Source organism: Luteibacter sp. P1_D3 (genome assembly GCF_056406135.1).
This window is the reverse complement of record NZ_JBFUAT010000020.1, coordinates 47,949-70,856: the sequence shown is the minus strand read 5'-3', so window position 1 is coordinate 70,856 and position 22,908 is coordinate 47,949. Positions and strand designations below refer to the sequence as shown.

19 protein-coding genes and 1 pseudogene are annotated in these 22,908 nt (G+C 66.1%); 9 read left to right on the top strand and 11 right to left on the bottom strand.

Annotated elements, in window-relative coordinates:
• The 3 genes from AC1DYM_RS13870 to AC1DYM_RS13860 are packed head-to-tail and all read right to left on the bottom strand — an operon-like array spanning nucleotide 1 to nucleotide 1,882.
• Nucleotides 1-330: a J domain-containing protein gene (locus AC1DYM_RS13870; protein ID WP_477339233.1), complete on the bottom strand. Its 330-nt coding sequence runs from the start codon at nucleotides 328-330 to the stop codon at nucleotides 1-3.
• Nucleotides 327-1,040, bottom strand: coding sequence for a hypothetical protein (locus AC1DYM_RS13865; protein ID WP_477339231.1), 714 nt, complete (start codon nucleotides 1,038-1,040; stop codon nucleotides 327-329). Before AC1DYM_RS13865 ends, AC1DYM_RS13870 begins: the two co-directional genes overlap by 4 nt.
• Nucleotides 1,041-1,048: 8 nt before the next feature.
• Complete coding sequence (locus AC1DYM_RS13860) at nucleotides 1,049-1,882, bottom strand: DUF2167 domain-containing protein (protein WP_477339229.1); 834 nt, start codon at nucleotides 1,880-1,882, stop codon at nucleotides 1,049-1,051.
• Nucleotides 1,883-2,096: 214 nt separating this feature from the next.
• On the opposite strand from AC1DYM_RS13860, the gene AC1DYM_RS13855 reads away from it, so the two are divergent.
• Together AC1DYM_RS13855 and AC1DYM_RS13850 are read left to right on the top strand one after the other, a co-directional pair.
• Complete coding sequence (locus tag AC1DYM_RS13855; protein ID WP_477339227.1) at nucleotides 2,097-2,903, top strand: ParB N-terminal domain-containing protein; 807 nt, start codon at nucleotides 2,097-2,099, stop codon at nucleotides 2,901-2,903.
• Between the two features lie 105 nt (nucleotides 2,904-3,008).
• Nucleotides 3,009-3,503, top strand: coding sequence for a hypothetical protein (locus tag AC1DYM_RS13850; RefSeq protein ID WP_477339225.1), 495 nt, complete (start codon nucleotides 3,009-3,011; stop codon nucleotides 3,501-3,503).
• Nucleotides 3,504-3,505: 2 nt separating this feature from the next.
• On the opposite strand, the gene AC1DYM_RS13845 is transcribed toward AC1DYM_RS13850, so the two are convergent.
• From AC1DYM_RS13845 to AC1DYM_RS13825, 5 genes and pseudogenes are all read right to left on the bottom strand, one after another.
• Nucleotides 3,506-4,285 (bottom strand): hypothetical protein, encoded by a 780-nt coding sequence (locus tag AC1DYM_RS13845; RefSeq protein ID WP_477339223.1) that lies wholly within the window; start codon nucleotides 4,283-4,285, stop codon nucleotides 3,506-3,508.
• A 61-nt stretch (nucleotides 4,286-4,346) separates the two neighbouring features.
• A complete protein-coding gene (locus tag AC1DYM_RS13840; RefSeq protein WP_477339221.1) occupies nucleotides 4,347-7,376 on the bottom strand; it encodes a sensor histidine kinase in 3,030 nt (1,009 codons plus the stop codon).
• Between the two features lie 40 nt (nucleotides 7,377-7,416).
• Entirely contained in the window at nucleotides 7,417-8,274 is an 858-nt protein-coding gene (locus tag AC1DYM_RS13835; RefSeq protein ID WP_477339219.1) for an alpha/beta hydrolase, read from the bottom strand.
• The gene (locus tag AC1DYM_RS13830; RefSeq protein WP_477339217.1) at nucleotides 8,271-10,445 is read right to left on the bottom strand and encodes an ATP-binding protein; all 2,175 of its coding nucleotides are present in this window, start codon (nucleotides 10,443-10,445) and stop codon (nucleotides 8,271-8,273) included. Before AC1DYM_RS13830 ends, AC1DYM_RS13835 begins: the two co-directional genes overlap by 4 nt.
• Nucleotides 10,446-10,599: 154 nt before the next feature.
• A pseudogene (locus tag AC1DYM_RS13825) lies at nucleotides 10,600-11,391 on the bottom strand (exodeoxyribonuclease III); the annotation flags it as partial.
• Between the two features lie 465 nt (nucleotides 11,392-11,856).
• Here AC1DYM_RS13825 and AC1DYM_RS13820 point away from each other — a divergent pair.
• A complete protein-coding gene (locus tag AC1DYM_RS13820) occupies nucleotides 11,857-14,898 on the top strand; it encodes a TonB-dependent receptor (protein WP_477339215.1) in 3,042 nt (1,013 codons plus the stop codon).
• A gap of 96 nt (nucleotides 14,899-14,994) precedes the next feature.
• Here the strand turns inward: AC1DYM_RS13820 and AC1DYM_RS13815 are convergent, their stop codons facing one another.
• Nucleotides 14,995-15,387 carry a hypothetical protein gene (locus tag AC1DYM_RS13815; RefSeq protein ID WP_477339213.1) on the bottom strand — a complete coding sequence of 131 codons (393 nt, stop codon included), beginning with the start codon at nucleotides 15,385-15,387 and terminating at the stop codon, nucleotides 14,995-14,997.
• Nucleotides 15,388-15,616: 229 nt separating this feature from the next.
• Here AC1DYM_RS13815 and AC1DYM_RS13810 point away from each other — a divergent pair, with 229 nt between their 5' ends.
• On the top strand, nucleotides 15,617-16,393 hold the full coding sequence (locus tag AC1DYM_RS13810) for a ferredoxin--NADP reductase (RefSeq protein WP_477339211.1): 777 nt from the start codon (nucleotides 15,617-15,619) through the stop codon (nucleotides 16,391-16,393).
• 45 nt (nucleotides 16,394-16,438) lie between these two features.
• On the opposite strand, the gene AC1DYM_RS13805 is transcribed toward AC1DYM_RS13810, so the two are convergent.
• Complete coding sequence (locus AC1DYM_RS13805; protein ID WP_477339209.1) at nucleotides 16,439-17,101, bottom strand: RIO1 family regulatory kinase/ATPase domain-containing protein; 663 nt, start codon at nucleotides 17,099-17,101, stop codon at nucleotides 16,439-16,441.
• Between the two features lie 83 nt (nucleotides 17,102-17,184).
• Between AC1DYM_RS13805 and AC1DYM_RS13800 the strand changes: the two genes are divergently transcribed.
• The 3 genes from AC1DYM_RS13800 to AC1DYM_RS13790 all read left to right on the top strand — a co-directional run bounded on the left by AC1DYM_RS13800 (nucleotide 17,185) and on the right by AC1DYM_RS13790 (nucleotide 20,282).
• Entirely contained in the window at nucleotides 17,185-17,955 is a 771-nt protein-coding gene (locus tag AC1DYM_RS13800) for an RsiV family protein (protein ID WP_477339207.1), read from the top strand.
• Nucleotides 17,955-18,437, top strand: a complete 483-nt coding sequence (locus AC1DYM_RS13795) for a DUF456 domain-containing protein (protein ID WP_477339205.1) — start codon at nucleotides 17,955-17,957, stop codon at nucleotides 18,435-18,437. The genes AC1DYM_RS13800 and AC1DYM_RS13795 overlap by 1 nt, the downstream gene beginning before the upstream one ends.
• 72 nt (nucleotides 18,438-18,509) lie before the next feature.
• On the top strand, nucleotides 18,510-20,282 hold the full coding sequence (locus AC1DYM_RS13790; protein WP_477339203.1) for a DUF885 domain-containing protein: 1,773 nt from the start codon (nucleotides 18,510-18,512) through the stop codon (nucleotides 20,280-20,282).
• A gap of 131 nt (nucleotides 20,283-20,413) precedes the next feature.
• On the opposite strand, the gene trhA is transcribed toward AC1DYM_RS13790, so the two are convergent.
• Complete coding sequence (gene trhA, locus AC1DYM_RS13785) at nucleotides 20,414-21,088, bottom strand: PAQR family membrane homeostasis protein TrhA (RefSeq protein ID WP_477339201.1); 675 nt, start codon at nucleotides 21,086-21,088, stop codon at nucleotides 20,414-20,416.
• Between the two features lie 123 nt (nucleotides 21,089-21,211).
• Between trhA and AC1DYM_RS13780 the strand changes: the two genes are divergently transcribed.
• Together AC1DYM_RS13780 and AC1DYM_RS13775 are read left to right on the top strand one after the other, a co-directional pair.
• Nucleotides 21,212-22,039, top strand: a complete 828-nt coding sequence (locus AC1DYM_RS13780) for a universal stress protein (RefSeq protein ID WP_477339199.1) — start codon at nucleotides 21,212-21,214, stop codon at nucleotides 22,037-22,039.
• Between the two features lie 167 nt (nucleotides 22,040-22,206).
• The gene (locus AC1DYM_RS13775) at nucleotides 22,207-22,866 is read left to right on the top strand and encodes an energy transducer TonB (protein WP_477339198.1); all 660 of its coding nucleotides are present in this window, start codon (nucleotides 22,207-22,209) and stop codon (nucleotides 22,864-22,866) included.
• Nucleotides 22,867-22,908: the final 42 nt, after the last annotated feature.

Sequence of the window (22,908 nt, the reverse complement as noted above, 5' to 3'; positions counted from 1 at the left end):
TCAGTGTCCGGCCGTGGCTTCGGCATACGCTGCGTTGATTTCTTTTGCCTTCTGCTCAGCCAGCGCACGGATATCCGGGCCAAGGTTGGCGACCTTATCGGGGTGGTACTCGCTCATCCGTGCACGATAGGCGTTGACGATCTGCTCGTGCGTCGCATCGGGCGACACACCCAGCACGTCATGCCAGGGCGGCTGACGCTGGAACAGGTTCGGCGGCTCAGGGCGGTGCGGCTCTCCTGCCGGCTTCTCCGACTTGCTCATCATCGATGAAGCGAATTTGTAGCCCAGTGCTAGGCAGATGGCGATAACGATGATGTCGGCCAGGGTCATGCCAGCGCGCCTTCGATGTGTTGGAGATAGGTACTCAATTGGGCATGGCGCTCGCTGCCGGCGTCTTCGATGTCCATCTGCCGCTGGAGCCTGCCGCGGATCGCCCCGGCCAGGCGAAGACGCTCGCCCGCGTCGAGCAGGCACCGTGCGGTCGAGACGAGATCGAAGCGACCGGCGGCATGCAGTCCCTGCTTGCGGACCAGATCGAGCGAATACGGGGCGCACAGGAGTGCATCGGATGCGATGCCGGTGAATTCCTTGCCGCCGATGCCGGTGACCTTGCGCAGGCGCCATACGCGGAACACCGCAAACGCAATGGCCGCGTACACGGCAACCATCCAGCCAAGCAGGACGAGCACGTTGCTCAGGAGCACGACCGGGAGCACCGCGAAGATCATGGCCACCAGCGTCACGGGGAAGGCCGATGCTGCGACGCCGACCCGCCACGCTCGCAACCCGCGCGGCGCTGCCGGTGCCGACGGCACCCGCGCCGATGACCAGCGAAGGCGGAGTTCGGCGCGATGCGGTGCGAGCAAGGCAGGAACATAGACATGGCGCCCGGCGAGCTCGAAGTCCGAGCCCACCGAGAACGACCACGAACCGTCGCGTCGCTCAAAGAGCACGACCTCGTTGTGGAAAAGCAGCAAGGTGGCGTCGTACAGATACATGCCAACGACACCAACGAGCAGCCACCATGAGGTCAGGAGCATGAGCCTCGTTACGCCTTGCGGCCGAACAGGCGCTTGATGGCGCCACCCAGCGCGGCAAAGCCGATCAGGATGAATTTCCATGCGGCCGCAAGGAAGGTACCGATAATCGCGAAGAAGCCCTTCTTCGCGGCCACCGCAGCAACGCCACCGGTGATCAGCGCCGCAAGGCCGTACTCGGCCACCTTGTCGCCGCTGTGGAAGTCCGTATACGCCTGGCCCGGTGCGAACGTGAAGCCACCCATCGTGCCCTTGAACTGGTTGACCGCCGTGGCGAGCCCGTCCGGGTCGGCGACGAGAACGACGTTCATCACGCCGCTACGGCCGAGGATGCGCGCGTTGTAATTCACCACCTCGGTCTGCGCCTTGTCGTTGCGCGCGATGAACGACCAGGCCAGCGACTTGAACTCGCTGTCGTACTTCGGCGGGTTCTTCCAGCCGATGAGGGTGAGCGTGTCCCAGCCGCGCGAACGACGCTCCTTGTTGCTCTCCTCCGTGCCTTCGCGAACATTCTTCAGGATGTCGTCGGCATCGAGCTTTTCATCGTCCTTGACGTAGCCGATGTCGTCGTAACCGAAGAACGCCGTCCACGCCATATCCTCCGGAGCGAGCGTATACGTGTCGGTCTGGTCGGGCGGATTTTCCATCAGCACGTTGAGACGCTTGGTACCTTCCGGGTCGAGGAAGGCATAGCCCTTGGGTACATCCAGCGTTGCCTGCGGGCCGACCTGCACCTTCGTGGGCCCGAATTTCCACGGCAGCTCCGATACCGGAGAAGCCTGGGCGACGAGCGTCACCAACGACAGCGCGAGTGCGGCTGCCAACGTCCTTGCCAATCCAGTCATCGTGTTTTCCCCAAACCATGCGCCGAGCGCAAGCGCGATCAGACGCACGCCGTAGCGTGAATCCGGTGTCCCTGTGAGTCATGGAAGCCCCTGCCATGACAACTATAAGTTTGCAACAAAAACGCGGCGGAGGGAATTCGGCGATGCGATCCACGCCATGGCTTCCGGGGGGTTCCGGTAGAATGGCGGGTTGTGGTTTACAGGGCAGCCCGTCATGCACATCGTCGTCAACGAAGAACTCAAGGCTTACATCGACCCGCTGACCCCCGACGAGTACGAGTCGCTGGAGCGCAGCCTGCTCAGCGAGGGCTGTCGCGACGCCCTGGTGCTGTGGGGCGACACGCTGGTCGACGGCCACAACCGTTACGGCATCTGCCGCAAGCACGACATCCCCTTCCAGACCGTGCAGAACGAACGCTTTCGTTCGATCGACGACGTTCACCTATGGATGATCGAGCAGCACTTGGGCCGGCGCAGCGTGTCGGACTTCCAGCGCGGCGTGCTCGCCCTGCGCAAACGCGAGATCCTCGCCGAGCGCCGCGCGCAGCTGGCGGAATCGGACGTGCCCTTCGATACCACCGACGCCCAGCCCGCCGCGCCCAAGCCACCCAAGGCCACGCCAGTCGATAGCCGCAAGGACATCGCTCGTGAGGCGCGGATCAGCAGCAACCAGGTCGGCATGATCGAAAAGATCCGCAAGGAGGCTGCCCCTGAAGTGGTCGCCGCCGTCAAGTCCGGTGCCCTGTCGATCAGTGCCGCCGCCGCGGTGGCCAGCCTTCCCGAAGACGAACAGCGCGCGGCCGCGACCGCCGGCGACGACGAACTGAAGCAGGCCGCCAAGCGGGTGCGCGAGTCCAAGCGCAAGCCCCGGGAGAAGCCGACCGACGAGGTGAAAGCCTTGCGCGAGCAGGTAGCCGACCTCGAGGCGGAGAACCGCAACCTCCGGCGCGAGATCGACGCCCTGCGCGTGCGCCTGGGCGAAAGCGTCCCCGAAGACGCCGACGAGGCACTCGCGGAGTAAAGTGGTCCGGGCCGGTCGGGAACTCCGACCGGCATCCGGCTTTCAAAGGCCGGTACACCGGACGCGCCCTCGAGCGTTCGAGAGCCTGCCCCCGGAGCGTTCCCCATGAAAGCCATTGCCGCCCTCGCCGCCCTCGCCCTCGTCGCCACCTCATCGTGGGCGCAGGACGCCAGCAAGCCCCTCAACCTGCGACTGCCGGCCGACTACGTGCCGGCACCGGCCAGCAGCACGGCCGCCCCGGCGACCGCCAGCAGTGTGGCGGGCACCGCACCGAAGAATGGCGGTAGCGTGGCGGTCACGCCGACCCGCCCGAAGGACCCGCCTGGCGCCTATTACGGCGACACCAGCGGCCGCATGGCCAATACCGAGACCGACAGCGGCGTGCCTCGCTGTGACGACGCGACCTACAACAAGCCCCAGGTGCACGGCAGCCTCAGCACCGGCGTGGTCAGCGCCAGCCATGGCGGCAGCGGCAGCTACCAGGCCGGCGTGGTCAGCCTCAGCCAGGCGTTTGGCGACTGCGAGCACCCGACGGGCGGCGTCAGCATTTCCGTCGGTGCCGGCAACAACAACTTCGGCGGCGGTCGCGGGCGCTGGTAAGCCTAGGGCGAGGAACGAAAAACCACGATACGATCCGTCGCTGCAGGATCGGGGTCCCCGCTGCGCAACCACGGCATTCGTGCGAACGACCGCGCGCAGGGTCCAAGCGCTACCACCCGCAGTGGCCGCCTGGCGGCCTCGGCCTCGATCTTCGCCAGCACGTCGCGTAGCACCATGCCCAGAAAGGGCGTGAACAGATAGAAGACGTCGACACCGGCCAGATCCGCGTCCCGGGCATCCGCCGCGGTGAACGCAACGTCAGCCCGAGCCAGGCCCAGTGCGGAGGCCGCGCTCGCCGCACAGTCCACATAGGCAGGCTCGCGCTCCACGCCGCGCGTACGCGCGCCGGTAAGCATGTGCACCAGCATCGGCACGTGACCAAGACCCGAACCGAGGTCGAGCACGATGTCGCTGGCCGAGATCGAGGCACGCCGGATGCCGTCCACGATGTGCCGCGCGGGCGAGGGCTGGTAGAACACCATCTCCGGCGGTGGCGCGGGATCGGCGACGTCGGGCTCGTCGATCGCGAGAATCCCGGCAAGCAGGGCATCCAGCGCGTCGTAGTGCTGGCCGGGCGTCACCTCGCTGGCGATCCAGGGCGACAAGGCCTGCCGCGCTTCGCCACCACGAATGCGCCGACGCAAATCATCGAACAGCTCGTGGTCGACCGCTTCCATCGCCGCGATCAAGGCCTCGGCCTGCTCGCGCAGCGACGCCCCGCTCGCACCGACCAGGTGAAGGTCGAGCTGATCGATCGCCTCGGCACGACGAAGGAAAGCCATCGGCTCACGCCACCCCGGGTCAGCCGCGAGCGTGGCAATCATCGACGGCAAGATCGCCGCGTCACCCATACCAACGCCGCCACCATCGGGCGCGCGAAGGAAACACCCGGTCGACGGCCGCGCGTACGATCACCTCGGTACCGCCCTCGACACCCGATGCGAACGCGGCTGTCCCGCCGATCGCCTGCGCACGCTCCTGTATCCCGCGCAAACCCCAGTGCCCGGCGCGACCGCCGCCGCGAAGCACGGCGTCGTCGATGCCACGGCCATCATCGCGAACTCGCAGAACGAGTTCGGTACCCTCGGTTTCGATCACCACATCGATGCGCGATGCCTCCGCGTGGGCGATCGCGTTGTGCACCGCCTCGCGCGCGATGCCATACAGTTCATCGCGCGCCAGCGGATCCATGTCGCGCATGTCGATCGCCGCATGCACCAGCACGGGCACGGTGTGTTCCGTCGCGTAGACACGCGCGAGTTCGACGAGGGCGACATCCAGTGCGAACGATTCGCCGGCATGTCCACGCAGGTCACGCACGCGGTCGCGCGCTTCCACGAGCGCCTCCTCAGCGCGGTCCAGGGCACTCTCCATCGCGATGCGCAAGGGTTGATCGGCAGGCACGCGGTTGGCGATGGCCTGGAAACGCATCGCCAGCCCCTGGATGCTCTGCAGCAAGGTGTCATGCAGCTCGCGGGCGATCCGCTCACGTTCGGCGTGGCGTTCGTGCAACCGCGCACGCAGTTGCGCTTCCATGCGGCGCATGCGTACGTAGAACGAGAGCCAAAGCGCGGCGAACGCCAACAGCATGCAGATGACCACGAACCAGGGCGTCTGGAAAAACGTCGGCGCAACGACAATCGTGACCGATGCACCCTCTTCGTTCCACACGCCATCCTCGTTGGCCGCGGTGACGCGGAACTGGTAATGGCCCGGCGGTGGATCCGTATAGACCGCTTCGCGTTCCGTGCCTGCCTCACGCCAACGCGTGTCGATACCCTCCATGCGGTAACGGAAGCGCACGCGCTCCGGCATCGCGAGGCTGGTCGCCGTATAACCGATACGCAACCGCTCGGTGTGCGCCGGAAGGTTCACCGTCGGCGCCACGGGCCAGCTGCCCATATCGGTGGTGATCGAGCGAATCGACACCGGCGGCGGTAAGGGGTTGCGCGGTACGTCGGCCGGATCGATCGAGACGACGCCGCTGGTGGTGGCAAACCAGAGACGTCCATCGTCGGCCACGACGGCGGTCGGCAGCGGCCGGAACTGGGCCGGCGTGCCCGGCAACCCGTCCAGTGAATCGAACAGGGTGACCGGCGGACGGTACGTGGAATCCTGCAGCGCCCGCGCCATGTGCGCCGCGCCGATGCGCGCCACGCCCTGCGCGGTATTCGCCCAGAAATCGCCACGGGCATCGCGAACCAGGCCGGACACGCCACGCAGTGGTTCGCCGCGGGTGACGATCGTTCGCGCCTGCCGCCCGACGACCACGCCGATGCCGAGTTCACCACCCAGCCACATGGCGTCGCGGTCCTCCAGCAGGGCGGTGACATTGCCTACCGCGAGCCCATCCGTCGGGCCCAGCTGCGTATCGTGACCGGTGTCGCGGATGACGATGGTGTTGCGGGCGAAGCCCATCCATAAGCGCCCGCGCGCGTCTCCCATGAGAACCAGGGGCGCCGGATCGTTGGCGATGGCTGGCATCGGGTCATGGACCCATGCGCCTTCGGTGTAGTGGTAGATGCCGGGCCGGTTGATCGAGAGCCACACACCGCCCTTGCCATCGCCCGCGACGGCCTGCACGCCGGTGTAATCCTCGGCAGGCAGGGAGGCAAAGCGCTCCGGCATACCGTCCTGCAGGCGCCACACCCCGTGCGGCCCGGCCAACCATGTGGCCTCGCCATCACGCGACGCGGCCGTGATCGCTTCGGGAAAGTCGCCCGGCTGCACCCGGATCGCATCCACGCGCGTCAACGGGCGATTTTTGGTACCGACCCAGACGCCATGACCTTTCGCGGCGACCAGCGCGAAGTCGCTCGCGCCGGGCGACAGCGGCGCAGGAAGAAGACGGCTGACGCGAAAGCGGTCGAGGCCGCGACTGCCGCCCACCCAGACGCTGCCTTCGCGATCCTGGATGACGGCGCTGAGGTAATCCGAGCTGAGCCCGTCGCGTTCGATAAAGCGTTGGGCCGCCGTGCCACTCGCCTCGATCTGCGCGCGCGGGAGGTCGCTGACGCGTGGCACGCGACGGATGCCGTCGCCGAGCGTCGGCATCCACAGGGCACCATCGCGATCGAACAGCAGGCCGGCTGAGGAGAGATTGAGGCTGGGCCCGTGATCTTCCGGCGGCGAGGCGCCGGCCCAGGCCGGCCGCACGCCACCATCGGCCTCGGCCACCCAGATCGAGCCGTCCGGCGCTTCCGCGATCCGGTTTACCCGGCCGACGGCATGCGTGGCCAACTCGAAGTGCGCGCCATTCCTGGGCAGCCACGCGAGGGCCTGGTCGGTCGCGACCCACAAGCGCCCTTCCCGGTCGACCGACAGGTTGCGCGCGCGATTGCCCGGCAGGCCCATCGATGCGCCGACGAGGGACCAGCGCTGCCCGTCCAGGCGAGCAAGACCGTTGAAAGTCGCGGCCCAGATACGCCCGTCCGGTGTGCCGCCGATCGCGTAGATGGTGGCCGTGGGCAGGCCCGACGACGCGGCGTAGTGCGTCGCGCGATCGCCTTCGACGAAGCTCGCTACGCCATAGCGAAACCCGACCCAGAGTCCACCCGAGGGTGGCGCATAAAGCGAGGCGACGCTCGACGCGAGGAAGTCCCCACCCTCGCGCGGTCGGTAATGCTCGAAGGTGACGCCGTCGAAGCGATAAAGGCCGGTCTGCGTACCCAGCCAGAGGTAGCCGTCGCTGGTCTGCGCCAGCGCCGTGACCTGGCCGGGCGCACCTTCGCGAACGGTCCAGGCGGTGTGGTAGAACTGGTCGATCGCGCGGGCACGGCTATCTGCCGCCGCCGCGACGGGCACGACGAGGCACCAGCCGACGGCCAGCCCTAACCACGCAGCTACTGCGCGAGCGAAGCGCACCCCTTTCACCCCCACCTCCGTCGAGGGTCCACGATAACGCGTGGCGGCTTCAGTGCGTAAGACCGATGTCGCGCAGGAAGGCGAGTGAATCGGCGAGGACACGCGCGGCAGCGGGGGAGCGCTCCGGCGACGCGAGCACATGGGCCGCGTGGTCGTAAGCCACCAGCCGGCGTTGTGACGCCGGCGTGCCGAGCCAACCAAAGGCATGGCGCATGGCGCTTGCCGAGGTCAGGGTGTCGCGATCACCTTCGCCGCCATCCCAAAGTCCGAAGAAGACCGCACAAACGACGTCCTGCAACACCTCCGGACGCATGCGCTCGATAAACAGGCGTGCGATCGCTCGGTAGCCATCGGTGTGCACCATCGATGACCAGTAGCGCCGCTGGAATGGACTGCGCTCGCCCGGTGGCGCCACGGAACCCTGGAGCATCACCGCGGCGCGCAACTGCGCCGGATCATGCACGCGAATGCCGGGCGACCACGCAACGACACCGGCAACCACGTCCGGCCGGCTCGCGGCAAGATCGAGTGCCAGCGATGCGCCCATGGACGTACCGATGAGAAGCACGCGCTCGCCCAACTGCAGGCCAATATCGAGGGCCCGCCGGGCATCATCGCGCCAGCGCTCGGGTGTCGCCCCGGCCATGGCGTCGGGCGCATCACTGCCATGGTCGCTGAGCCGGGCCAGGTAGAGGTGCGCGCCGACGGCGGCGGCGATTTCACGGTGAGCCGGCGCGCCTTCGGCCTGGCTCGCCGTGAAGCCGTGCAGATAGACGATCGCGAGCGCCAACTTGGCATGCGGCGCGGCGCCGTGAAAGACGATGCGCGCCTCGTTATCCGGTTTGATCGTGGGCGCCGCCTGTTCACCCTCGCCGATGTCCCGCGCGAGGCGCTCCAGATCCGTCATGCGCCGACATCCGCCGACGTGCGCGCGCCGCCGCGCTGGGTCTCGACGAAGCGACGCACCGAGCGGGCCAGGCCATCCAGCTCGACCACGGCGGCGCGCATGTCGCCACCGGCGTCGATCAGCACGGAAAGATCGTCGCAGACGCGCGAGGCACCCGGCACACCAAGGTTGCCCAGCACGTTGCGCAGGGCGTGAATGCACTCCGCGGCAGTCGCGATGTCACGCGAGAGCACCGCATTGCGCAAGGTGTCGAGGTGGCCTTCGGCCGCACCCGCACACAGGTCGATGAAGCCCCTGTATTCCTCGGCGCTGGTCAGCGCGCGCATCTCGTCCAGCGGCGTGCTCATCGCCCCCCGCCCCGCGGGTTCCTCCAGCAACGGCTGTTGCCAGCCGCGCGCGGTTTCCTCCATCCGTCGCTCGGCGGCGATGGACTCGATCACATCGAGCAGGCGCTGCGCGGCGATCGGCTTGGTCAGGTAGGCACGCGCACCGGCCTTGAAAGCGATGCGTACCGCGTCATGGCTGGAGTCCGCACTGAGCATGACGATGGGCGGCACGCTCTCGGTGCGCCGGATCACGTCGATGCGACCGAGCACATCCCAGCCGGAGCTGCCGGGCATGTGCAGGTCCATGAAGATCAGGTCGAAGCCATCCGCACCCAGACGCGCCAGCGCCTCGTCCCCGTTTGCACTGAAGACGGCCTGGTGTCCGGCACGCTCGAGAATGCGACCGACGATCTCGCGGTTCGCCGCGTTGTCGTCCACGACCAGGCAACGCTGGGATTCCACGCGACCCCGATGCTCGTCGAGCAGCTCGACCAGCGGCGTCTCCGCCACGCTGCGCGCGCCTGCCGCCGCCCGCGGCAAGGGGAAGCGCCAGGTGAAGACCGCACCACCCAGCGGATTATCGGTGACATCGAGGCCACCCTGCATCTGCTCCGACACGTTGCGCACGATGTACAGCCCCAGCCCGACGCCCTCCTGCCGCCGGCTTTCGCCCGCGCTGAGCTGGTGAAAGGGATCGAAGATGCGCTGTTTGTCGGCGTCGGCGATGCCGATGCCGGTATCCGAGACACTGCAGGTGATGGTCGGGTCACGCCCGCCGACGCCCTCGTGGAGGTCCACGTGCACGTTCACCGAGCCGCCCGGCGGGGTGAACTTCAGGGCGTTCGACGCCAGGTTGGAGAGCACCTGCTCGATGCGCCCCGGATCGCCGTTGAAGACGCCTCCCACCGAGGCGTCACGGGCGAGGCTGAACGCGATGCGCTTCTCGGCGGCGAGCGGGCGACACACCGCACCCACCGTCGCCAGCACCTCGTCGAAGGCGAACGCCTGGTGGCGCAGGGTGAAACTGCCACCGGCAAAGGAGGCCACGTCGAGAACCGCGTTGACACGATGCAGCAGGGCGTTGGCATTGGTCGACAGGAGGGCGACGAGGCGGCGCTGGTCGTCGCTCATCACCGAGGTATCGATCAGCGACGCCGAGTGGATCACCGTACTCAACGGCGTCCGCATTTCGTGACTCATCATCGAGATGAAGCGATGCTGGGCCTCGCGCGACGCGATGGCCTCCGCCGACACTTCGCGCAGCGCGTCCATCATCCGGTACAGCGTCATCGGCAGGACGATGACCAGGGCCAATGCATAGAGCGCGTAGGCCGGCCGGCCGACCCAGTAGCCATCCGGGGCGCTGACCAGGAGGATGGCCACCGAGGCGACGACGCCGGAGGCAAAGGCCCGACGGCTGTAACGCACGCCCACCGCCACCGACAGGAAGGGCAGCACGGCGGTCAGCGTGATGACCAGCATGAAGGCGGACTTGAGCAACAAGGCGACCATGGCGAAGTTGGCCACGTTACCGATCACATCGACCGTGCTGCTCTGGCTGTGCTGCCGGGCGCGGAGGAAGAGCATCCACAAGGTGCTCACGGCGAACAGGGCGAGTGCCACGGGAAAGGCGCGATGCGCTTCGAGCGCCATCGGCACCGGGCCACGGAGCCAGGCGGCGGTCCAGATGACCACGAAGCCAAGGATCACCGTGCGCATGAGCGACACGCGATACTCGCGGAAGCTCGCCACGATCCGGTCGATGCGCGGATTGCGCAGCCGCTCGGCAACCTCGCTCAGCATTACCGGTTCGGGGCGATTAACGCTGCCGCCATCGATCTTCATTACCGCCCGGTCCGCCCCCTCCCCTGATAGCTGCCTAGTCTAGGACTTGGGCGGGTGGTGGCAAGTGCGGATGCAGCGTCACTCCCCATGTAAACGCTTACATGGGCGCTCGGGCACGAATTAACCGATTTCCGCCACCCGCCTAGCCGCGCTTTGCCCTTTTTCGGGCCTTGGGCGACGTCAACTCGACCCAGGTAGGCGCATGGTCGCTGGCCTTGGGCAGGTCACGGACCCAGCGGTCCACGTTCGCGTCCTTCAGCCGGGCCGCGAGATCCCTGGAAAGGAGCAGGTGATCGATGCGCAGGCCGCGATCGCGCGGCCAGTGCTGGCGAAAATAGTCCCAGAACGTATAGATGCGCTCGTCGGGGTGGATCTGGCGCAGGGCATCGGTCCAGCCCTGGGCGAGGAGACGCGCATAGGCCTCCCGGCTTTCCGGCTGGAGGAGCGCGTCGCGGCGCCAACCCTTGGGATCGTAGATGTCCTCGTCGGTGGGCACGACGTTGTAGTCACCGGCCAGGACAACGGGATGGCCGCTTTTCATCAAGGTCGCGGCGTGGCGGAGAAGGCGTTCGAACCAGTCCAGCTTGTAATCGAACTTCGGGCCGGGCTGCGGATTCCCATTGGGCAGGTAGAGACAGCCCACGATCACCCCGTGCGCCGCGGCCTCGAGGTATCGGCTCTGGGTATCCTTCGGATCACCTGGCAGGCCGCGTCGACTCTCGACGGGATCCACACCCCTGGCCAGGATAGCCACCCCATTCCAGGCCGACTGCCCGGCCCACAGGGCGCCATAGCCCGCCTCGTTGATCGCGTCGACCGGAAAAGCCGCGTCGGTCGACTTGAGCTCCTGCAGGCAGGCGATATCCGGCGCCTCCCGCTCCAGCCAGTTCAGCAGGTGGTCGAGCCGCGAGCGGACGCCATTGACGTTGAACGTGGCGATCTTCATGGCCGGCAATGTCGGGCAGATCCGGTCGACGCCAGGTGAGCGGCGGCTGGCATGAGACTTGCCACGATCCAAGGATGTGCACGACTCGTGACGGCAAGGGACAAGCCAGCAACTTTTTTTCGCCTTCCTTTGCGAACCCCCAACGTGCCCTCCGGCGCAATACCTGCGAGGTACACAAAACCCAAAAAACCAGTCAAATACCCATAGTTACACCGTTTTCTGCTGCACCGCGCCATAGCGTTTGGACGGCTGGACGTCCATCCAAACGCTCGTTCGACGGTATGGACAACGCCAGATGCCTCCTGTAAACCGTAAGACCAGTTCATTTGGATCGAGACAAATGAACGGATAAAGCGATGGAGTGCGGGAGGGGTCTTCGAGGCTCCAGTCACGGCGAAAGGCGGGGGCCTGTCGCCGCGGTCCCGTGCTGCCGTTATTCCGGGACAAAAGACATTCGGGGAAAGCATGAAAAACCAGTTTCTACTTCGCAGGAGCGCACTCGCACTGGCGGTGTGTACCTGCCTGGGCGGCGTGACGGGCGTCTACGCGCAGTCCACGACCGGCAGCATCAACGGCAACGTGCCGACAGGCGGGAATGAAACCGTCCTCATCGAAAGCACCAACGGCTTCCGCCGCGAAGTGCAGGTCGACGCACGCGGCAAGTACGCGGCCAACCAGCTTCCGCTCGGCACCTACTCGGTCAGCCTGCAGCGCGACGGTGCCACCATCGATTCGCGCAAGGACGTGAGCCTGCGCGTGGGCGCCAGCACGGATGTGTCGTTCAACGCGCCCTCGGCAGGCGCCGACGCGGCCGATGCCACGTCGCTCGGCGGCGTCACCGTCACCGGGACTGCCATCCCCAACATCGACGTGACGTCCACCGATTCGCGCACCGTGATTACCTCCGAGCAGCTCGCCAAGCTGCCCCTGGGTCGCAGCGCCGAGTCCATCGCGTCGTTGGCGCCCGGTGTCGTCAACAATGGCGGCAACTTCAAGAGCGACAACGGCAATTCGGTGGTCAGCTTCGGCGGCGCCGCGGCCAACGAGAACGCGTACTACATCAACGGTTTCAACACGACCGACCCGCTGAACGCCCTCGGCGGCCTGCAGCTGCCGTACGGCGCGATCGACCAGCAGGAGGCCTTGTCGGGCGGCTACAGCGCCATGTACGGCCGTTCCGATGGTGGCGTGATCAACCAGGTCGGCAAGCGCGGTACCAACGAATGGCACTTCGGCGCCCAGATCATCTGGGAGCCCGAGTGGGCGCGCGCCTCCGGCCCGAACCTGCAGTACGCCAACATTCCGGCCTCGGCGCCCGCAGGCAACCTGTACCAGCCGAAGAGCCAGAACACGCAGTGGACCACGACCGCCAGCGTTTACGCCGGCGGCCCGCTGGTCAAGGACAAGCTGTTCTTCTTCGTCGCGGCGGAGTTCGAGAAGCAGAACCAGAACAACGTCAACGAAGTCGGCAACACCACGCCGGCATCGAACAACGTCTACAAGGATCCGCGCTGGTACACCAAGCTCGACTGGAACATCACCGACAGCAACATCCTCGAACTCACCGACGTCGGCGACAAGCGCGAAGGCTCGGGCACGCGCTACAAGTACGACTATGCGAACCTGACGCGTACCTCGACCATCGGTCCCGTGGACAACACCAAGACCGGCGGCGACCTGTGGATGGCCAAGTACACCGGCTATATCACCGACAACCTCACCGTAAGCGCCAGCTACGGCAAGATGTCGAACAAGAACTACGATCAGCCCGGCGGCGAGTACGACCCGACCCTCTCGCGCGTCGATAGCTCGACCCTGCAGAATCCCGCGCTGAACGGTGGCAAGCCCATCCAGAACGGCCAGGTCGCGGACATCAGTTCACCGGGCCGTGGCAACAAGACCAACAACCTGCGCTTCGATGTCGCCTACAAGGCGGGCGACCACACGATCTCGGTGGGTATCGACAACGTCAGGTCGCAGATCCTGGACTTCGGCACGAACAGCCCCGGTCCGGGCTATACCTGGACCTACGGCCAGCAGAAAGACCCGACCATCGCCATCGACAACACGCCGGGGCAGAACTTCGTGCCGGCACCGTACCTGTTCCCGAATGGCCAGAACGGCTATTGGGTCAACAGGGCCGTCGTCGCGAACTCGGTGAACGTGCGCTCCGACCAGAGGGCTCAGTACATCGAAGACAAGTGGCAGGTCAGCGATCGCGTGCTGCTCTCCCTCGGCCTGCGCAACGACCAGTTCACCGACTACAACCAGAACGGCCAGGCCTTCATCAAGCAGACCGCACCGCAGTGGGCCCCGCGCCTGGGCGTCGTGTGGGACGTGAACGGTGACGGCAGCTTCAAGGTCTACGGCAATGCCGGCCGCTACTACCTCGGCCTGCCGTTGAGCCCGGCCACCGGCGCCGCCGCTGGCTACACGGCGACCCAGCAGTACTTCACGTATTCCGGCATCGACCCGGTGACGGGTGCTCCCACGGGCCTCACGCAGTTCAGCAACGTCGTCTCGGGCAACAACTCGTACGGCATTCCGCCTGACCCGCGCACGGTGGCCGGCAAGGGGCTGAAGGCCGAGAACCAGGACGAATACATCCTGGGCTTCGACAAGTCGCTGTCGGCGAACTGGACCTACGGTTCCAAGCTGACCGTGCGCAAGCTCAACTCGGTCATCGACGACTTCTGCGATATCGGTCTGGTGACCGACAAGGCCGCCGCGCTCGGCTACACCGTCGGCTCGACCAACAGCTGCTACCTGGTCAACGGCGGCCAGGCCAACACCTTCACCATCCTCGACACGAACGGCAATGCGCAGGAAGTGCCGCTCAGCCGCGAAGAAATGGGCATGCCGAAGCCGAAGCGTCGCTACTACTCCGCCGAGTTGTACCTGACGCATGAGTTCGATGGCGTGTGGTACGGCAAGTTCGACTACGTGTTCTCGCGCTCGTACGGCGATACCGAAGGTCAGTCGCGCACCGACACGCGCCAGTCCGGCGCCGCCGGCAGCGTAGACTGGGACAACCAGTACGTGATGGCCAACTCCAACGGCGTGCTCGGCAACGATCACCCGCACGTGTTCAAGGCCTACGGTTACTGGCAGTTCGCACCGGAATGGCAGGCCTCGGGCAACTTCACGGCGGCCAGCGGCGCGCCGCAGAACTGCCTCGGTTACTACGGCGACGGCGTGACCGACCCGGATCCGGCCCACTACGGCAGCTCGTATCACTTCTGCGATGGCCAGCCGTCACCCCCGGGTGCTGCGGGTCGCCTGCCGTGGACGTTCCAGCTGGATCTCGGCATCACCTACCGTCCGGAGTGGGCGGCGTCCAGGCTGGCCTTCGCTGCCAACGTCTTCAACGTACTGAACGAGCAGCGCCCCACGTTCCGCTATCCGACCGAGTTCGCCTCACCGGGCACGCCGAGTCCGATCTACGGCGTTGGGCTCTACACCCAGGACCCGCGTTATGCGCGCCTGTCCGTCTCGTACGACTTCTAAGACCGCGTAACCGCTTTCCAATCCCTGTGTGACTCTTGCGCCCCCTTCGGACTCCGGCTCCTCCCCAGCCGGTTTCCGAAGCCGGGCGCTCTTTTTTTAGTGCACCTCACCCGAGGCGGCGACGACCATCTCGATATACCCAAGAATCTCCGCGACGCTCAGCTCGAAGACCCCGGCATCGCCGTTGTCATAGGCCTGTCTCCAGACGGCATAGCCGTTCTCCCAGGCCGTGTCCTCGTCCGAGGCCGTCGTCAGCTCGCGCAGGCTCTTGTCCAGCGTGGTCCGCAGCACGGCGGCGTGATGCATGGCGGGCTGGAAGCCACCCTCAACCCGGTGGTTGCGCAGCTTCACGCCCAGGATCGAGATGTGAAACACCTCGCCATCCTCCGGCTCGACACCCTTCTTGCGGATGACGACCCGCGAGCCGTCCTCACCGGGGCGGTGGTGGTAGGTCCAGACCTGGCCCTCGGCGTAGTCGGGCTTCGTCATCGGTAGCGCCTTGCTCCATCGGGGTGGGCATCTTAGAGGCTGGACGTGACCGGTGCATGCCCGGTCGCGGCCGGATCGCCCGGTTTGGGCCTCCGGGGGATATGGATTATCCTACCCGCCACGACGCGCGAGGCAGCGCGGCCCCCGCAGGCCGCTTCCCCAGCTGATCCCCGGCTTCCCCGCATGGCGCGGTAGCTCCGTCACTACGACTTCGAGGTTCGAACAGACCATGGTGGCATTGGCGACCGAGCACGTCATCGACGTGCACCACTGGAACGACACGCTTTTCAGTTTCCGCACCACGCGCGATCCCGGTTTCCGCTTTGAAAGCGGGCACTTCGTGATGATCGGCCTGGAAGTGGAAGGCCGCCCGCTGATGCGGGCGTATTCGATCGCCAGCGCTCACTACGAGGAACACCTGGAGTTCTTCAGCATCAAGGTGCAGGACGGCCCGTTGACCTCGCGCCTGCAACACCTGAAGCCCGGCGACCCGATCATCGTCAGCCGCAAGCCCACCGGCACCCTGGTACTGAACGACCTCAAGCCGGGCAAGCGCCTGTACCTGCTCGGCACGGGCACCGGACTGGCACCGTTCCTGTCGATCATCCGCGACCCGGAAACCTACGAGCGTTTCGACACCATCGTCCTCGCACACGGCGTTCGCCACGTAAACGACCTGGCTTACTCCGAGTACATCGAGAACGTGCTGCCCGAGCACGAGTACCTGGGCGACCTGGTGCGGGAAAAGCTGCGCTACTACCCCACGGTCACGCGCGAAGAGTTCCGCAACCGCGGCCGCATCACGGACGCCATCGCCGATGGCGAGATGGCCCGCACGCTCGGCCTGCCGCAGATCAACCCGGCGGAAGACCGGGTGATGCTGTGCGGCAGCCCGTCGATGCTGGACGATATCTGCGTGCTGCTGGATGGCGAAGGGTTTCAGGCATCGCCGCGCACGCGCGAGCCCGGGGATTACGTGATCGAGCGGGCGTTTGTGGAGAAGTAGGTTCCGAAGAGCATCGCCGATGAATCGGCTCCTACAAGGAGCGATTCAACGGCGGATGCGGCCCTGGCCTTCGTTGTCCCAGTAGCCGAAGACTCGCCGCGCGATGAGCTTGTAGAGGCGTTTTCCGGTAGCACGCCACAGCCGCGAATGCGGCGCTGGCGCTGACAGGATGGCTCGCTGCCGAGCCGACAGCCGGTCCGGCGCATACGTGCGCTTGTGCTTGAGCAGGTGGCGAAGGTCTTCACGGGCCAGCAGGCGGAACAGGTTGCCGCGGCGTCCGCGGGTCCACGCGATCTGAAAGTCCACCAGACCCGGCGAGCCATCTTCACGCACCAGCCAGTTCGGCTCCTTGGCCAGGTCGTTATGCACGATGCCACGTCGGTGCAGCCTGGCAAGCAGACGCAGCGCCTCACGGTAGTACGCGGGATCCAGCGGCCGGCCGACCTGCATCGGCTCGCCCGCCATGTAGCTGCGTTCGAGCACGCGACCGTTCCACGCCAGCAGGCGCGGTACGCCGTCGATGCCCTCCAGGCGACCAAGCGCACGCGCTTCGCGAGCGGCCGCGCGGCGGGCAAAGGCGCGCGCCCACCAGCGTGCCGCCGCGATATCGCGACGAATCAGCAGCTGGCCTCCGCGCTCGACACGCTCGATGCGACCGAGCTCGTCGGCTTTGAGGAGGGTGACGGTTTCCGTCGTCGCGTCGTGCACGCTATTCCTTCGGTTCGTTGACGCTCCCTGCGCCATGGAAAGGCTACGCTAAGATGCGAGCCTTGCAGGGAGGAATTGCCGACATGCTGGTGCGACACATCCTGTCGCTGGTCTTTGCCACGGCCGGCCTTGCAGCTTGCCGCGGCGGAACAGACCGGACGAACGGCGGGGACTCGCCGCCGCCCGCACGGGCGAGCGTCGACAAGGATACCGAATCCGGCCAGGCGGGCCTGTATACGATGGAATTGTCCCTGCCCGACCTGCCGGCGAGGGCCGAGCCGTTGCGCGCGACCATCGAGCGCTACGTCGATCGACAGAAGCGTGCCTTCATGGACAGCCTGGACGCGCCCGGCGCGCGTGAACGCGCCCGGGAGCTGCCTTGGGACCTCAACCTGGATATCGCGGTCGCCTCGCGGACCGACCGCTTCATCAACGTGCAGGTCGACGGCTCCGCCTTCACCGGTGCCACCCATCCGGCGCCCATCGTCGACAGCTTCACCTACGATCTCGAAACCCATCGCGTCATCGGTATTCGCGAGCTGTTCGCCGATCCGCGTGCCGCGGAAAGGGCCTTCGCCGCCGAGGCACGGCGCCAACTCCTCACGGCGCTGGACGATCAGGACGAACCCCTCGCCTCGGACAGCGAGCAGATTGCCGCCGGCACCGAGCCAGGCAAGGACCACTTCCATGTGTTCAGCCTGCTCACGGGCCCGGACAACAAGGTCCATGGCCTGACCTTCATCTTTCCGCCCTACCAGGTGGCTTCGTACGCCGCCGGTCCACAGGCGGTGGATGTGCCTAGCGACGCTTTCTCTCCGTACCTGAAGCCGGAGTATCGCGGGGCCTTTCGTTGATGGACCTGTTTCTCTACGTTCTCGCCGCCGCCCTGATCATCGGTGGGGTCGCGGGCGCCATCCTGCCGGTGCTGCCCGGCGTCCCGATGATATTCGGCGGGATCTGGCTGGCTGCCGCCGTGGACGAGTATCGGCACCTCGGCTGGGGCTGGCTGGTGGTGATCGGTGCCATCGCGGTGCTTGGCGTGGCCGTGGATTTCATCGCCGGATCGCTTGGTGCGAAAAAGATCGGTGCCAGTCCGCGGGCGCTGTGGGGAGCCGGCATCGGCACCACCATCGGCATGTTCTTCGGCCTTCCGGGCCTGCTGATCGGTCCCTTCGCGGGCGCCGTGGTCGGCGAGTTGTGGTCCGGCAAAAGCATTCTGCGCTCCGCCCATGTCGGTGTGAGCACGTGGTTCGGCATGCTGCTCGGTGTCGTGGCCAAGGTGGTGCTGTCGTTCCTCATGATCGGCCTGGCGGGGCTCGCCCTCCTCTTCAGCTGACCGGCCATCCGGCACATTGGCGGGCCACGGCCCCAGCGGCTAGTCTCCACGGACCATCACGGGGAGACACCCATGTTTCGACGACTGACCCTCGCCGCCGCGGTCACACTGACCATCGGCGCTGTGCATGCGCAGGACATCAAGCCTGCCGACTGGATCGCCCGCAGCAATGCCGATGCCCAGCCGCTGCTCGATATCACCGCGCGCTTCAGCCCCGAATCGGCAACCGATATCGGCGTGAAGGGCTACGACGAAAAAACCGCCGACCTCGGCCCTGACGTGGACAAGCGTCAGCGCGAAGCGCTCGTGACCTTGCGCGCGAAGTACGTGCAGCGCCTGGCCGAGGAGAAGGATCCGAACGTCCACCAGGACCTGCAGATCCTCATCAAACAGATCGACGGCAACATCAAGGGCATCGACCTCAACGACAAATACCTGCTGCCCTGGTACGACGCCGGGCAAATCGTCTTCAGCGGCGAATTCTCCCTGCTCAACGAACAGAGCACCCCCGAGCAGAACCAGGCCGCCTTGGGTCGCCTGAAGTGCTACGTCGGCATCACGCCGGGCTGCACGGCGCTGGTCGACCAGGCGCGTGCCCGCACCAACGAAAAGCTCGGCGACAAGGCCCTGCTCGGTCCGGTCAAGGCCGACGTGGAACAGAAGCTCGGCAACACACAGCGTTACGTGGATGGCATCCGCAAACTGTTCGTCGAGAAGAAAGTCGCCGGCAGCGACGATGCCATGGCGAAGCTCGACAAGCAGCTGAAGGATTACAACGCCTGGGTAAAGAAGACGGTGCTACCGCGCTCGCGAACCGACTTCCGCCTTCCCGAGCCGCTGTACGCTTACAACCTGGAGCAAGTCGGACTCGACATCACGCCGCGTGACCTGATCGGCCGCGCCGAGCTCGAATTCGCGGAGACGACCTATGCGTTGCAGGCGCTCGCGCCCGTCGTCGCGAAAGCCGAGGGCCTGCCCGACGGCGACTACCGCGACGTTCTCAAGGCACTGAAGAAGAAGCAACTGGCCAAGGACAAGGTCGAACCCACCTACCACGACGTACTGCTGAAGATCGAAGACACCATCCGCAAGCAGCGCATCGTCGAACTGCCGAAGCGGCAGATGGCCATGCGCCTCGCCTCCGAAGCGGAGAACGCACGCACGCCCGCGCCCCACATGGATCCGCCCCCCTTCGTTGGCAACACGGGGCAGCGCGGCACGTTCGTGCTCACCACGGGCAACCCGCCATCGAGCGGTCAGGCGACGCAGGCGTACGACGACTTCACCTTTGAAGCGGCGGCGTGGACGCTGACCGCGCATGAGGGCCGGCCAGGCCATGAATTGCAGTTCGCGGCGATGGTCGAGCAGGGCGTGTCGCTCACGCGCAGCCTGTTCGCCTTCAACAGCGTCAACGTGGAAGGCTGGGCGCTCTATTCCGAAATGGAAATGATGCCGTACGAGCCACCGGCGGGTCAGTTCATCGCACTGCAGTTCCGCCTGCTGCGTGCCGCGCGCGCCTTCCTCGATCCGATGCTCAACCTCGGCCTGATCGATCGCGACCGCGCCCACGACATCCTCGTCAACGACGTCGGCCTCTCTGAGGCGATGGCGCGCCAGGAACTGGACCGCTACACACTCAACAGCCCTGGTCAGGCCACGGCCTATTTCTACGGCTACACGCGCATCCTGCAACTACGGGCGGAAACGCAGGTACGCCTGGGCAAGACGTTCGACCGCAAGGCATTCAACGATTTCCTGATCGCCCAGGGCCTCCTGCCACCCGACCTGCTGGCCGAAGCCGTGCGCACACGCTTTGTTCCAGAGCAGGAAAAAAAGAAAGGCTAGGTAGATAAATGTAGGAGCCGATTCATCGGCGAACAGGCAAATGTAGGAGCCGATTCATCGGCGAAAAGCCAACGGAGCGGGATAGCCGCCAAGCCCATCGCCGACAAATCGGCTCCTACCAAAGCCGGCGTTTATCCGTGCCCCGGCGCGTCCGGGATCACATAAAGCAACACCGCCAGGAAGTGCAGCACGCTGCCCGCGAGCACGAACACGTGCCAGATCGCGTGGTGATAAGGCAGCTTGCGCGCCAGGTAGAAAGGCACCCCGAGCATGTAAGCCATGCCGCCGCCGAAAAGCAGCACCAGGCCTCCCGTCTCCACGTGCTCTCGCAACGGTTCGATCGCGATCACCGCGACCCAGCCCATCAACACGTACATCAGCACGGCCGCTTTGCGGTAGCGCTTGAGAATGCCGAGTTCGGCGAGGCTGCCGATGATCGCAAGGCTCCAGATCGTCGTGAACAAGCCCCAGCCCCACGCGCCTGGCAGGGCGAGCAGCGTGAACGGCGTATAGGTGCCGGCAATGAGCAGGAAGATCGCGATGTGATCGAACGTGCGCAGCACACGCTTGGCCATCACGCCGGGAATCGAGTGATACAGCGTCGATGCCGTGTACAGCAGGATCAGCGTACCGCCGAACACCGAACTGGCGACCACGGCACGCGGGCCGCCATACATGGCCGAGAACGCCACCAGGATGGCCAACCCGGCAATGCTCAGCACGAGGCCGATGGCGTGGATCACGCTGCTGGCGACTTCCTCGGCGAAGGGATAGCTCGGTTGGAGGCTTTCGGTGGCCATGGGCATTTCCGGACGACGCAAAGAACCGAGGGTAACCGATGCCACCCGTTGTTGCGAAACACTCGCAATTGGGCCCGTCACGCGGTCGCGGTCATTGACCTGCACGCACCCCGCGTTGTTCCATGGGCCATGACTCTCGAACTGCTCGTGCACATCGGTCGTCTTCCCCCGCAGGGCGCGGGCCTGCGTGCCGCCCTGGCCATCGCCACGCGTATCGATGCGAGGCTGGACGGGATGCACGTGGTCGACCTGCCCGCTGCGGCGTTCACCGTGCCCGAAGCGGTCCCGATGCAGCTGGACGCCGTCCGCCAACGTTCCACGGACGCCAAGGCCGTCGGCGCGGACTGGTCGCAGTTGCTCGAATCGCGGGGCCTCAAGGGCAACTGGCGCGTGGGCAACGGCGACACCGTCACCCTTCTCTGCCATGCGTCCGCCGGATACGACATGCTGGTGATGGAGCGCTCGTCCACCATGCGTGGCGATGCCCCGGTCGGCTTCGGCGTCGTATCGCGCACCGTGTTCGGCGCCAGCCGCGGCGTGCTCGTGGTCCCCGAGGCGGCGCCGGTGGAGACCCTGGGCGAACATGTGCTGGTCGCGTGGAGCGGCAGCCGCGAGTCCGCCCTCGCCGTGCGCTCCTCTCTACCGCTGCTGCGCAAGGCAGCGCGGGTCACCGTCATCGATGGCAGCCGCGATGAAGACCTCGATACCTGCGCCCTGCCCGACACCGACATCTGCGGCTGGCTCGACACCCACGGGGTGAAGGCCGATGTGCGGCGACTGGATGCGGCGGCTCAGCCGTCACCCGGACCGGCCTTGCTCGAGCTGGCTCATCAGGAGAAGGCCGACCTGATCGTCATGGGTGCCTGGGGGCGTTCGCGGTTGTCGGAGATGGTGCTTGGAGGAACGACGCGCTTCCTTTTCATGCAGTCCGATGTGCCTATGCTGGTGGCGCACTGAGGCCCACATCCGTCAGCGGTAACCCAATAGCCATCTAAACGGCCGGCTTGCAACTTCCTGCGAACCCTGCCTACTCTGCAACCGGACCTGAACACGATCCCCGCCGGTCCCCACCGGCCGTGTTCCCGACCGCGCATCACCTTCCCCCATGTTGCAGGAGGTGGCTCATGTCGTTCGCTCGTCCGCAGTCCCTGGCCGGGGTTCACCCGGATACCGTTCGCATCGTCGCCATGAGTGCGGCCATCGCGTTGAACGCCGCTGCGCTCATCGCCGTGATGCGCCCCATGGTCGCCCACATGGTGGATGCGCCCCGATCTACCCAGCCGTTCGTGCTCCAGTTCGTCGAACCCCCTCCTCCCGTGAAGCCGCCACCGCCGATCGAGCTTCAACGGATTCCGACCAAGGCACCGCCGACCACCGTGGTGCAGAAGCACGTCGAAGCGCCACCGGTGGTGACGCCGCCCATGGCGACCGACGAGGGGACGGCGCCGATGGTTCCACCGGCTCCGGTCAGCGTATCGCCGCCGACGGAACAGGCCGGGCCCGTCGAGGCCACGCTCGCCTACGTCGCAGCGCCTGCACCAAAGTATCCAGTGCAAGCGATTCGCGGCCACATGCAGGGCACGGTGACCTTACGTGTTCTGGTGGACGAGACCGGCAAGCCCCTGGATGTGGTCATCGAGTCCAGTAGCGGTCACGAGCTTCTCGACCGGGCCGCACGCGACCAGGTGCTGGCCAAATGGCGTTTCCAGCCGGCGCAAGCCAACGGTCATGCGGTGCAGGCCTGGGCCCGTATCCCGGTGAACTTCGATCTAAGAAGTATCTGAAGCGTATCTGAGACCGTGCGACGAACGCCCCGGCAAGGGCCG

What these genes read in the sequence shown, in the direction of transcription:
- AC1DYM_RS13850 (WP_477339225.1), top strand. Translation starts at nt 3,009, where the DNA reads ATGAAAGCCATTGCCGCCCTCGCCGCCCTCGCCCTCGTCGCCACCTCA.
- AC1DYM_RS13795 (WP_477339205.1), top strand. Translation starts at nt 17,955, where the DNA reads ATGGACCTGTTTCTCTACGTTCTCGCCGCCGCCCTGATCATCGGTGGG.
- AC1DYM_RS13870 (WP_477339233.1), bottom strand. Translation starts at nt 330, where the DNA reads ATGACCCTGGCCGACATCATCGTTATCGCCATCTGCCTAGCACTGGGC.
- AC1DYM_RS13860 (WP_477339229.1), bottom strand. Translation starts at nt 1,882, where the DNA reads ATGACTGGATTGGCAAGGACGTTGGCAGCCGCACTCGCGCTGTCGTTG.
- AC1DYM_RS13800 (WP_477339207.1), top strand. Translation starts at nt 17,185, where the DNA reads ATGCTGGTGCGACACATCCTGTCGCTGGTCTTTGCCACGGCCGGCCTT.
- AC1DYM_RS13855 (WP_477339227.1), top strand. Translation starts at nt 2,097, where the DNA reads ATGCACATCGTCGTCAACGAAGAACTCAAGGCTTACATCGACCCGCTG.
- trhA (WP_477339201.1), bottom strand. Translation starts at nt 21,088, where the DNA reads ATGCCCATGGCCACCGAAAGCCTCCAACCGAGCTATCCCTTCGCCGAG.
- AC1DYM_RS13810 (WP_477339211.1), top strand. Translation starts at nt 15,617, where the DNA reads ATGGTGGCATTGGCGACCGAGCACGTCATCGACGTGCACCACTGGAAC.
- AC1DYM_RS13780 (WP_477339199.1), top strand. Translation starts at nt 21,212, where the DNA reads ATGACTCTCGAACTGCTCGTGCACATCGGTCGTCTTCCCCCGCAGGGC.
- AC1DYM_RS13845 (WP_477339223.1), bottom strand. Translation starts at nt 4,285, where the DNA reads ATGGCTTTCCTTCGTCGTGCCGAGGCGATCGATCAGCTCGACCTTCAC.
- AC1DYM_RS13830 (WP_477339217.1), bottom strand. Translation starts at nt 10,445, where the DNA reads ATGAAGATCGATGGCGGCAGCGTTAATCGCCCCGAACCGGTAATGCTG.
- AC1DYM_RS13820 (WP_477339215.1), top strand. Translation starts at nt 11,857, where the DNA reads ATGAAAAACCAGTTTCTACTTCGCAGGAGCGCACTCGCACTGGCGGTG.
- AC1DYM_RS13865 (WP_477339231.1), bottom strand. Translation starts at nt 1,040, where the DNA reads ATGCTCCTGACCTCATGGTGGCTGCTCGTTGGTGTCGTTGGCATGTAT.
- AC1DYM_RS13815 (WP_477339213.1), bottom strand. Translation starts at nt 15,387, where the DNA reads ATGACGAAGCCCGACTACGCCGAGGGCCAGGTCTGGACCTACCACCAC.
- AC1DYM_RS13775 (WP_477339198.1), top strand. Translation starts at nt 22,207, where the DNA reads ATGTCGTTCGCTCGTCCGCAGTCCCTGGCCGGGGTTCACCCGGATACC.
- AC1DYM_RS13790 (WP_477339203.1), top strand. Translation starts at nt 18,510, where the DNA reads ATGTTTCGACGACTGACCCTCGCCGCCGCGGTCACACTGACCATCGGC.
- AC1DYM_RS13835 (WP_477339219.1), bottom strand. Translation starts at nt 8,274, where the DNA reads ATGACGGATCTGGAGCGCCTCGCGCGGGACATCGGCGAGGGTGAACAG.